Genomic DNA, 10,496 nt, shown 5'->3' on the forward strand with positions numbered 1-10,496 from the left:
TGCCACGAAACCGCACCGGAGTGTCCGACCCGTCACGCCGCTGGGTCGGCGATCGCACACACGGCGTCGGTCACCACGTCGACCGCGAGCGGGATCACCGCCTCGTCGACGTCGAACGTCGCGGTGTGATGGCCGGTCGGGTTGCTCGCGCCGAAGCCGACGTATGTCGCGACGCCTCCCGCGCGCTGGACGGCCCGCATCAGACGCGTCGCGTCCTCGCTGCCCCCGAGGGCTGCGCCGTCCTCTGGGACGACGTCGGCTCCACGCTCTCGCGCTGCGTCCGCGACGGTCTCGACGAGCCGCTCGTCACAGGTCGCACTCGGCGCGCCGGTGAGAGACGACACGTCGACGGCACAGTCGTGCAGGCTGGCGGCGCTCTCGATGACACTCCGAGCGCGCTCCTCGAGCGACTCGCGGAGGGCGGTCGTCGACCCGCGCACCTCGCCGCGGAGCGTCGCCGACTCGGCGACGATGTTCGAGGCGGTCCCACCGGCTATTTCACCGACGTTGATCCGGGTCTTCCCGTCCGCGTGCCGGGCGATCGCGTACAGGTTGGAGACGGCCGTCGAGAGCGCCTGGATCGCGTTCGATCCCTCTTGTGGGGCGATTCCGGCGTGTGCGGACGCGCCCTCGAACGTCGCCTCGAATCCTCGTATCGCGAGGAACGAGTCGACGTCTGGGATCACTGTGCCCGTCTCCGCATCGAGGCCGACGTGGATCGCGACGAGCGCGTCGACGTCGTCGAGGTGCCCGCTCTCGACGACCGAGGCGGCCCCGGCGCCGAGTTCCTCGGCGGGCTGGAAGAGCACCTTCAGCGTGCCGGCGAACTCGCTCGCTGCGACCGCCCCGGCGACGCCCACACCGATCGCCGCGTGGGCGTCGTGGCCGCAGGCGTGCATCCGGTCGTCGTACACCGAGGCGAACCCGTTTGCGGCCGGGTCGTGGTCGTCGTCGCCCGACTCTCGTTGGGGGAGCCCGTCGATGTCGACCCGGACGAGTACGGTGGGGCCCGGACCGCGTTCCAGCACCGCGAGCGCCCCGCTGTATCCGTCCTCGAGCTTCGTCAGGACCGCCTCGTCGACGCCGAGGGCTCGCGCCCGATCGGCCGCGCGGTCGAGGGCCGCGTCGGTTGGCGGACGGATTTGATCGTCGCCGTGGACGTCGCTGCCGACGTACAGCTCGTCGAGGTCGACCTCGTGCAGCGCGTCGACGATGCGGCCGGTGGTGTAGAACTCACACCAGCCGAGCTCCGGACGCCGGTGGAGGTCGCGACGCAGTTCGATCAGCCGAGAGTGGGGGTCTGAACGCACGTCGATTCGTCAGCAGACGGGCCTCTTAAGTGTTCAGTACGCGTCAAGCGCAGTCGTCGTCGCGGTCGCGAGCATCTGGCAGCCGCGCCGGAGCGCGTCCCACTCGACGTGCTCGTCGGGCGCGTGTGCGAGGTCGACCGACCCCGGCCCGAACACGACCGTCGGAATCCCCGCGTCGAGGTAGTGTCTGGCGTCTGTCCCCCCGGTGAACCCCTCGTAGCTCGGGTCCGTGATGCCGTGTGCAGCCGCGGCGGCTTCGACACACGAGACGATCGGCTCGTCGGGGTCGACCTCCGAGCCCTCGAACTGGACGGAGAATCGTTCGAGGGTCGGTGGATGGTCTGCGAGCCACGGACGCTCCGCACACACCGCCTCGAGCCGTCGCCGATAGGCGGCTTCGACGTCGGCGACCGTCTCGTGAGGCGCGACGCCGATGCGGATCTCGGCGGTGAGCGAGGCGGGGACCGACGACGCCCACTCGCCCGCTTCGACCCGCCCGAACGTCACCGGCCACGGGGCGTCGTACGCGGTGAACAACGGGTGTGTCACCTGTTCGGCGCGCTCGCGCTCGAGTGACTCGAACGCCCGCCGGATAGCCTCGAAGTGCGGCAGCACGGACTCACCCTCCCAGGCCCTGGCGGCGTGGGCCGACTTCCCGGTCACCTCCAGCCGGGTCATGAGGCTGCCCTCCGCGGCGACGACGAGCGCAAAGTCAGTAGGCTCAGCGACGATCGCGGCGTCACGCTCGAACGGATACGGGTTCGCCGCGGCCGCGGTCGCTGCACCGATACCGCCCTCCTCCTCGCCGGCGACGCTCTCGACGACCACTCGCCCGTTCAGTCCGCGGTCGTCGGCGACCGATTCGACCGCCAGCGCCGCGATCACACACGCCGCGAGCCCACCTTTCATGTCGGCCGAGCCGCGGCCGTAGAGTCGCCCGTCGCGCCACGCCGGGTCGAACGGGTCCGCACTCCACGCCGACGCCTCGACTGGAACGACATCGGCATGGCCGTTGAGCACGATCGTCGGCCCGGCGTCCGGGTCACCGAACGCGAGGGCGCCGGCGATGCTCGGCCGGTCAGCGAGGTCAAGCGTCTCGACGGGTGGGAACGATGGATGCGCTCTAAGAACGCCCAGGTCCGGCTCCCACCGGTATCGCTCGAATCCGAGCGCCCCCAAGCGCTTCCACAGCCACGCCTGCACGGCCGCCTCCTCGCCCGGGTAGCTCTCGAACGACACCAGATCCGACGCCAGCGCCTGCAACTCGTCTTCGCGGATCTCCATTGGTCGCCCGGTCTCGGCGCGAGTACCTGAGGGTTCGGGTTAGATCCCCCCCCAACAGCTAACAGAAATTTTGTGTTGCGTAAACCTGGACTCTACTATCGTTTTGAGCGACGCCGATACCGATTGCTTCTCGCCGGAACTCAGGACGCAGAATATTCTCGCGGTGCGGTGGTGAGTTCATCCAGCTGCGAACCAACCCTTCACCAATTGCGGACTCGTTGCCGTCGTAATTGATGATACCCTCTCCGGTCTTAATGTCCGCATCTGCGAACGTGTACGCGATATTCTCTCCGCTGTACTGATCACACGAGTATCCCGCTGCTTCGTATCGGTCGCTGTGGTCCTGTCCGTCGATTACAGGAAATCGAGGGGAAAGCCCCGCCGTTCACGGTGGGGATGAATCCGACAAATGCTATCCAACCGAAAGCTACAGTACGCCCGGCATCGTACTATGATATAAGTCAATCGCGTAAAGTCTCAATCGGGAGACACGGGGTCGCTTCCCGCTGATACGGACGGTTCCACGCCCACCACCGGCAAAACCCGGTGGGGAGTACGTGATTAAGATTCGTTCGCCGTCCTCACAGTACCCCTACCCGTCACTGGAGACGGTCGGCAACGACCGCGCACACGAGGGGGTGACAGCATACCAAACCATGCCCCGTTCGCGGTTGCCCACTCCGCCCTCGTCGGTGGAGTCTGGTCGATGGCACGACCCGTGTCGGTCGCGTCGAAACGACGGGGCCGAACACACCCGTTCGGACGGTCGCCCCTTGCTGCGGTTAGGCGACCGGGCGTGTGTGGAGCCACAAGCGGGGGAGTCCGCATCGAGACGGACTGGCGTCGTCACGCGCCCACCGCCCCGACGTGGTGCTCGCGAACCCGGTACTCCCTTCGGGGAGGAAGTTGCCTTCAGGGGCAGATGGACCGGCCCGATGCCCCACGAAGGAATCCTCGCGCTTCAGCGCGGAGAGGATGTCAAGTGCCCATACTCACCTGTCTCAGCCATCGTGTCACTGTGCTCGTCAGCGATGTGATAGAGAGCTGGATCCCAGTCAAGCGGGCTCAAACCACGTTGTGTTCGAACCTCGTTGACGCGCTCATGTGCTGCATAGACTACGGCTGTTTCGTTGATATCGTCGGGCTGTGTATCAGTATTTGATACGTATTCTATTCCACTCTGGACAGTGTGGTCAACTGGTGTGATTCCGGTTCCAACCGTTGCTGAAATGCCAATAGTGACAGTCAAAACGAGTGCCAGCGTATATTTTGAGAACAGCGCTCGAAAGGTGCCTGCGGCTTTCGACCTCAGCGAGACCATGCCTAATACGTGTTACTCGATCATCAAATAGCTTGATCGGAGGGTGTCATAGAACAGTTCGCATACTGCCGATATGCTACGGTTATTCACTACTTTCTGCCAGAATATCTATGTGGGTGGAGTCGTATATTTGATATAATGGCACGTGACAAAACGAGGCAGGTGCTGCTCCTCTCTGCCGGTGTGCTGTTTCTCATCGGGAGTATCGCTGGTGTTGGCGCTGTCCCTGATGCGGACGATATTTTCGAGGACGACGACGATGGTCCCCCACCACATGCTGGTGGTCACCACGACGATGGAGATGATGACGATGGGCCTCCACCACACGCCGGTGGTCACCACGACGATGAGGACGACGACGATGATGAGGACGATGCAGGTGGCCCACCCTCACACGCGAACCCAGATAACGACTGAGTGACTCGCGTGTGACGCTTACTCTTCGAATACTGTTTCTGAGTCTGATTCAGTCGCTGTCGATGTAGTCGCGTTCTCTGTTGGTAGAGACGTGTGGAGAGCGTTTGCTCCTGTGTCAGCTGATCGTACTGCTGTCTTGATAGACAGCAGTCTGTCAGCCCGAGTTTCAAACTCAGCGTGGGTAATCTCTCCTTCAGCATACCGTCGTTTTAGTCTCTCAATTGACGAGGCTGTGGTCGCGTCTTCAAACATCGACTCAGCACCGAATTTGACGATATACTGGACGACAAACACAATTGGAGTCATCAACGCGAACGCAACAAGTGGGCTCCCGTCTGTGAATAACTGGAGGATAGCCACCCAGCTTCCAAGCACGAGGCTCAGTAATACCGGAGACGCAATGAGTATCGACAGATAGCTCTCGATAGTCTCGCTGAGCTGTTCAACGCGCTTGTGAAGTGGTCGTGACATTAGACAACTGTCAGCCGGTGAGAGTGATAAATATACTGCCTGGATTGGATTGAAGACGTCATAGAACTCTCCTCACTCCGTATTGATATCCTCCTCCGCGTTCACCCTGCTCCTTGGTGTGCTACTCGTTCTATAACACCCTGTATCTACAGGAACTCGGTGTTCTGTGGCCCGTTGGTGAGGTGGACCTCGAACGGCTGTGTCCCGACGGCGTCCCGCTCGATCAGGTGCCAGTACGTCTCGGCGATCTCGTCGGGGTCGAGAAACGTCGTCTCGTCGCGGTCCGGGTAGCGGTCGCGCGTCCCAGGCGTGTCGATCTGGCCGTCGAGGACGACGTGTGCGACGTGGACCCCGTCGCCGCCGAACTCCTGAGCGACGTCCATCGCCATCCCCCGCGCGGCGAACTTCGCGGCGGTGAACCCGACGGCACCGCCGAGACTCCGCACCGCCGAGGTCGCTCCGGTGAAGATCACCGTGCCGCCGCCCGTCTCGAGCATGTCCTCGACGGCCTCCTGCGTGCAGACGAACGGCCCGCGAACCCCGACCGCCCACGACCGCTCGAACTCCGCGACGCTCGCGTCCGCGATCCCCTTCCACGCGGCGCTGCTCGCGTGGTTGATCAACACGTCGACGGGGCCGAATTCCTCTCGAACCGTCTCGACGGACGACCGCACCGTCTCGACGTCGGTGAGATCGGTCGGGACGGCGAGCCCCTCACCGGGTTCGGGGAGGTCAGCCGCGAGCTCCTCGAGATACGTCTCAGAGCGGGCGAACAGCGCGACGCGACACCCCTCGGCGGCCAGTCGTCGCGCGAGCGATTCTCCGAGTCCCGGACCGACACCAGCGATGATCGCGGTTCGAGCCATACCTCTCTGTACGACCTACCCTGGCAAAACCGTGATGACCGCGCCCCCGATCGAACGGCGGGTTTGGGAGGTGTTACATCCGTCTCGATAGACCCTGTCTCGAGTTCGCGATCACAGCGGTATGAACCGTCTGCTGGCGTCGGGTCGTCGCTCAGTCGTGGATCAGCACGTCGAGGACGGTCGGACCGTCTCGGTCGCGACTCGCAGCGATCGCGTCTGCGATCTCGTCCGGCGAGTCGACGAGGTGAGCTGTCGCCCCGTAGCTCTCAGCGCCGTCGGCGATCGCCGCGGGCGGGTCGAACTCCATCGCCTCGAAGTCGTGATCGGGTTCCTCGCCGCCGAGCACGCGGAGCGTGTTGTCCTTCAGGATGCGGTAGTTCTGATTGTCGGCGACGACCACGGTCAGGTCCACGTCGTGACGCACCGCAGAGTAGATGGCTTGCGGATAGTAGAGGTACGAGCCGTCGCCGATGAAGCCGACCACGTCGCGCGGGGCCGGCCGCTCGGCCTCCGCCATCGCGGCTCCGATCGCCGCCGGGAGGCCGTACCCCAATCCGCCGCTCTTCGTCGAGATCCACTGTTCGGGTCCCAACGGTAGGTGCCACCGCACGGCCGCCCCGGAGGTGACGCCCTCGTTGACCACCAGCGCGTCCGCAGCCGCCTCGCCCATCGCGGCACCCAGCTCTCCCTTCGAGGCACGCGGGTCGGCTGGGTCCGGGTCGGCCGGTCGGCGCGACTCCCACTGAGCGGCGGCCGCCTCACGAGCGCGCTCTCGTCGACGCGCCTGTGCGGCTGCCGGGAGCGACTCGTCGACGAGTTCGACGAGCTCCGCGAGGACGTGGCCGGGGTCGCCGAGCACCGAGGCGTCCGCGGGCCAGTTCTTGCCCAGCTCCCAGCCGTTCGGGCCGATCTGTACGATCGTCGCGTCGGCGAGGAGATCGGTCTCGTGTGCGAGCGACGTCGTCGCCGACCCACAGCCGACGAAACAGACCGTCTCGCCGTCGACCGTCTCGCGGAACCCAGACTCCGCACCCGGTACGGTCCCGCCCCAGAGGGCGTGGTCGGTCGGAAAGTTCGACTCGGCGGTGATGTACTCGCCGTGGACGCGTATGCCCGCCGTCTCGGCGAGGTCGACGGCCGCCTGGATGGCATCGGGGCCCGACCGGGCGACGTCGTCGCCGATCACCATTACGGGCTCGTCGGCGTCGACGAGAAGTGAGGCTGCGGCCGCAACCGCCTCGGGGTCGCCACGACCCGCATCCGGAATCGGTCCGAGTCGCTCGACGGGTGCGTCCGTCGTCGCGGTCATGACGTCTACTGGAAGCTCCACGAACACCGGTCCGGTCGGCGGTGTGAGCGCCTGTCTCGCCGCTCGGCGGAGCATCGCCGGCAGCGCGTCCACCGACGGGATCGACGCGCTCCACTTCGTGTACTGGTCGACGATCGCCTCGAGGTCGCCGTGGAGGATCGGTTCTTCGTGCTGGAAGTCGGTCTGGTAGTTCCCGGCCGTGACGAGCACTGGAGCCCCCGTGAAGGCGGCACCGATGACGTTGCTCAACCCGTGTGCGAGCCCGGGGGCGACGTGGAGGTTCGTGACCGCGAGCGGGGAGACACGCTCGTCGTGGTGGGCGTGGTACCGTCGGGTCGTGGCGTAGCCAGCTGCCATCCCCACCGCGACGTCCTCGTGGAGGGCGAGGACGTACTCGAGCGGGCTCTCTGCGACCGCCTGGACGGTCGGTAGCTCCGTCGTCCCCGGATTTCCGAAGACCCGAGTTACCCCGTACTCCGCGAGCGCTTCGACCAGGTACGCCGCTCCGGTTCGGGACATATACGACTCTCTCACCCGCCAGAGTAAACCGTTTGTGCCCCCGGCGGTCGCGGCCGGCGAGGCGGCGACGTCGCCGCGAGGGCGGCTCACACGACCCCGAGTCCACCGAGGACCAGTCGGCCGCCGATGAGCGTCAACAGGCCGAGCACCACCGTCCGTCGCACCCGACGGGGTATCCGCGGGCGAAGACGCGTCCCGACTGCGACGCCGGCAACCGCGGGGACGATCCCGCCGACGGACGCGAGGAGGAGCCCGAGGTCTGGATAGAGCCCGAGCGCGCCCGCAGCGGCGACACGGAGTCCGTTGATTCCGACGAAGACGAGCGCGACGACGCCGACGAAGAGCCCGTGGGAGAGGTCACAGCTTCGGACGAAGGCGACGAACTGTACCCCGACGTTCGTCGCACCGAAGAGGACTCCGGAGACGAGCCCGACGGCCGCCATCGCGATCGGCGTCTCGACGGCACAGCGGTCTGCGGCCCGCGAGAGCGTCGGGAGCCGCACGACCTGCTGTGTGGTGGCGACGAACCCGAGTGCGACCACGCCGAGTAAGACCCGTACGGGTGCCGCCGGCAGCCGGTCGAGCACCACCATCCCGGCGATAGTGCCGACTACCCCGGCGACGAGGAGCGGCGCGAACCGACGCCCGCAGCGACGCAACTCACGTCTCGAGAGGTCCCCGACGAGTGCGACGTTCACCGCGAACATCGGGAGGATCATGAACGCCACCGCCGTCGCGGGATCGAGTGCCGCGGCGAGCACCAACGTCCCCACGACGGCGAAGCCGAAGCCCGCGATCCCATTGAGCGCGCCGGCGGCCACGACGAGCAGGACGACGCCGACGGCGAACACGGGCGTCCAGACGATCATCGAGTGCTTACTCCGGCCGACGGAGGCCCAGCGCGTCGAGGCCGCCGACAGACGCTCGCTCGTGTGTGTCCCGGACGCCACGCCTCTCGCAGCTGGCTACCGGGAGACACCGAGCGTCGCCCGACAGTTCGAACAAAGAAAGAGGTCCCGGGTCCCGTACAACGAGATCGTTCCGTCGTCGTCCGGCTCGATCGCCGGCACGGTCGGGCCGGATTCGAGATCGTCAGCGGCGTCTGTTTCGGCACCACACTCGGGACACGACACGGAGTTTGTCATGGTCGACCCACCACGCGGCTCGATATAAACCGTCGTCGTGTGTGCAACCGAACTACACACGCGGTGGAGCCACTCGCCGACGAACCGCCGTCGTCGTGTCGACGCCTGAATCGGCGTCACCCGCGCGAGTCCGTCCCGTCACGGAGTCGCTCGAGGTCCGCGGGGGTGTTCACGTTCGTGAGCGCCCGGTCGACCCCGCCTTCGGTGGGTGCCGACGCGACGGGGACACGGTGTACGTCGAGCTCGTCGAGGAGGCCGAACAACGCCGCACTCGTCAGTCGGCTCTCGACTGCGGTGAGCGCGGTGGTTCGGTAGACGGCGAACACCGGCTGGAGCTGCCCCCCCTCGTCGACCGGCACGATCGCGTCGGCGTCGGCCGACTGTCCGGCGAGCCACCGTATCGCTTCGGTCGTGACGAGCGGCATGTCACAGCCGACGACGGCGATCCGCTCCGCCTCGGTCGCGCGTGCCGCAGCGAGGATGCCGCCGACGGGTCCACCGGTTCCCGGCGGGTCGAAGACGTACTCCACGGGTCGGCCGATCCCCGACCCGAGGAGCGCTCGCCGCGACGCCGTGCCGACGGCGACGAGTGGCGGCCTAGCGGCGAGCGACGCGACGGCGTCGACCGCTCGGCTCACGAGGGTGCGCCCGTCGAGCGTCGCGAGCGCCTTGTCTCGATCGCCGAACCGTCGGCTTCGACCTCCGGCGAGCACGACACCACGAAGGTCGTCGCCCGTCGACCCGGCCTCTGACGTGGTCATCGAACGGTCAGTCGCTCTGGCTCGTCGCCGTCTGCTGGTGGTGTCGACGGAGCACCCCGACCTTGTTCGCGACCGTCCCAGCGAGCGTCTCGAAGGCGTCCCCGGCCTCACTGCTGCCAGCTCGCGTGACGATCGGTTCGCCGTCGTCGCCTCCGGCTCTGACCGCCGGGTCGAGCGGCAGCGTGCCGAGGAACGGGACGTCGACGGCGTCTGCGAGGCCACTCCCACCGTCCTCACCGAAGATGTCGTGGGTGTTCCCGCAGTCGGGGCAGACGAACGCGCTCATGTTCTCGACGACCCCCAAGACGTTCGCGTCGTACTCGGCGAACAGCTGGACCCCACGACGGGCGTCGTCGACCGCGACCGACTGCGGCGTCGTGACGATGACGGTTCCCGTCACGGGAAGGTGCTGGAGGACGGTCAGCGGGACGTCGCCGGTTCCCGGCGGGAGGTCGATGACGAGGTAGTCGAGCACCCCCCACGAGACGTCGGTGAACAGCTCGGTGAGCGTGTTCTGTGCCACCGGACCGCGCCAGACGACCGGGTCGTCGTCGTCGATGAGCAGTCCGACGCTCATGAGCTCGAGCCCGTGGGCGGTCGGCGGGACGATCTTGTCGTCGTCGTCGACGGTCGTGACCTCGGTGTCGTCGTCGGTGCCGAGCATCCGCGGGACGTTCGGCCCGTACACGTCGGCGTCGAAGAGGCCGACTGAGGCGCCACGCGCGTTCAACCCGGCAGCGAGGTTGACCGCGACGGTGCTCTTGCCGACCCCGCCTTTGCCGGACGCGACCGCGATGACGTTCCGGACGCCGGGGAGGACGGACGCCTCGGCCTCGTCGAACCGCGGGACGCTCGCCGAGAGCTCTGGCTCGAGTCCGAGCCCGTCGATGGCCGATCGGACCTGATCGGCGATAGCCCGCTCGTCCGGCGCGTACGGCGCGCCGAGTGCGAGCTCGACTGCGGCCGTGTCACCCTCGACCGAGAGGTCGGTGACGAGTCCGGCGGTGACGATGTCGGTGCCGAGCGCCGGATCCTCGACGGCGCTGAGTCGATCGCGAACTGCCGCTGTGATAGTGTCGTGTGGTGACATGTG

The 10,496-nt window shown here is 66.6% G+C and carries 12 protein-coding genes; 1 reads left to right on the top strand and 11 read right to left on the bottom strand.

Annotated features, from left to right (window positions below; translation table 11 throughout):
• Window positions 1-32: 32 nt before the first annotated feature.
• The 4 genes from ACNTAO_RS11575 to ACNTAO_RS11590 form a co-directional block, all read right to left on the bottom strand.
• On the bottom strand, window positions 33-1,310 hold the full coding sequence (locus ACNTAO_RS11575) for an amidohydrolase (protein ID WP_435162180.1): 1,278 nt from the start codon (window positions 1,308-1,310) through the stop codon (window positions 33-35).
• Window positions 1,311-1,343: 33 nt separating this feature from the next.
• Window positions 1,344-2,594 carry an ArgE/DapE family deacylase gene (locus ACNTAO_RS11580; RefSeq protein WP_435162181.1) on the bottom strand — a complete coding sequence of 417 codons (1,251 nt, stop codon included), beginning with the start codon at window positions 2,592-2,594 and terminating at the stop codon, window positions 1,344-1,346.
• Between the two features lie 58 nt (window positions 2,595-2,652).
• A complete protein-coding gene (locus tag ACNTAO_RS11585; RefSeq protein WP_435162252.1) occupies window positions 2,653-2,949 on the bottom strand; it encodes a CAP domain-containing protein in 297 nt (98 codons plus the stop codon).
• Window positions 2,950-3,555: 606 nt separating this feature from the next.
• A complete protein-coding gene (locus ACNTAO_RS11590) occupies window positions 3,556-3,915 on the bottom strand; it encodes a CAP domain-containing protein (protein ID WP_435162182.1) in 360 nt (119 codons plus the stop codon).
• Between the two features lie 211 nt (window positions 3,916-4,126).
• Between ACNTAO_RS11590 and ACNTAO_RS11595 the strand changes: the two genes are divergently transcribed.
• On the top strand, window positions 4,127-4,336 hold the full coding sequence (locus ACNTAO_RS11595) for a hypothetical protein (RefSeq protein WP_435162183.1): 210 nt from the start codon (window positions 4,127-4,129) through the stop codon (window positions 4,334-4,336).
• A 14-nt stretch (window positions 4,337-4,350) separates the two neighbouring features.
• On the opposite strand, the gene ACNTAO_RS11600 is transcribed toward ACNTAO_RS11595, so the two are convergent.
• The 7 genes from ACNTAO_RS11600 to ACNTAO_RS11630 all read right to left on the bottom strand — a co-directional run bounded on the left by ACNTAO_RS11600 (window position 4,351) and on the right by ACNTAO_RS11630 (window position 10,493).
• Complete coding sequence (locus ACNTAO_RS11600; RefSeq protein WP_435162184.1) at window positions 4,351-4,803, bottom strand: SHOCT domain-containing protein; 453 nt, start codon at window positions 4,801-4,803, stop codon at window positions 4,351-4,353.
• A 146-nt stretch (window positions 4,804-4,949) separates the two neighbouring features.
• Complete coding sequence (locus ACNTAO_RS11605) at window positions 4,950-5,669, bottom strand: SDR family NAD(P)-dependent oxidoreductase (RefSeq protein WP_435162185.1); 720 nt, start codon at window positions 5,667-5,669, stop codon at window positions 4,950-4,952.
• 151 nt (window positions 5,670-5,820) lie between these two features.
• On the bottom strand, window positions 5,821-7,497 hold the full coding sequence (locus tag ACNTAO_RS11610; RefSeq protein WP_435162186.1) for a thiamine pyrophosphate-binding protein: 1,677 nt from the start codon (window positions 7,495-7,497) through the stop codon (window positions 5,821-5,823).
• A gap of 86 nt (window positions 7,498-7,583) precedes the next feature.
• Complete coding sequence (locus ACNTAO_RS11615) at window positions 7,584-8,366, bottom strand: sulfite exporter TauE/SafE family protein (RefSeq protein WP_435162187.1); 783 nt, start codon at window positions 8,364-8,366, stop codon at window positions 7,584-7,586.
• A 96-nt stretch (window positions 8,367-8,462) separates the two neighbouring features.
• Window positions 8,463-8,642 (bottom strand): hypothetical protein, encoded by a 180-nt coding sequence (locus ACNTAO_RS11620; protein ID WP_435162188.1) that lies wholly within the window; start codon window positions 8,640-8,642, stop codon window positions 8,463-8,465.
• 116 nt (window positions 8,643-8,758) lie between these two features.
• The gene (gene mobA, locus ACNTAO_RS11625; RefSeq protein WP_435162189.1) at window positions 8,759-9,403 is read right to left on the bottom strand and encodes a molybdenum cofactor guanylyltransferase; all 645 of its coding nucleotides are present in this window, start codon (window positions 9,401-9,403) and stop codon (window positions 8,759-8,761) included.
• Between the two features lie 7 nt (window positions 9,404-9,410).
• Window positions 9,411-10,493 (bottom strand): Mrp/NBP35 family ATP-binding protein, encoded by a 1,083-nt coding sequence (locus ACNTAO_RS11630; protein ID WP_435162190.1) that lies wholly within the window; start codon window positions 10,491-10,493, stop codon window positions 9,411-9,413.
• Between the last annotated feature and the right edge of the window lie 3 nt (window positions 10,494-10,496).

The organism is Halorubrum zhoui, from assembly GCF_051194155.1.
GTDB lineage: Archaea > Halobacteriota > Halobacteria > Halobacteriales > Haloferacaceae > Halorubrum.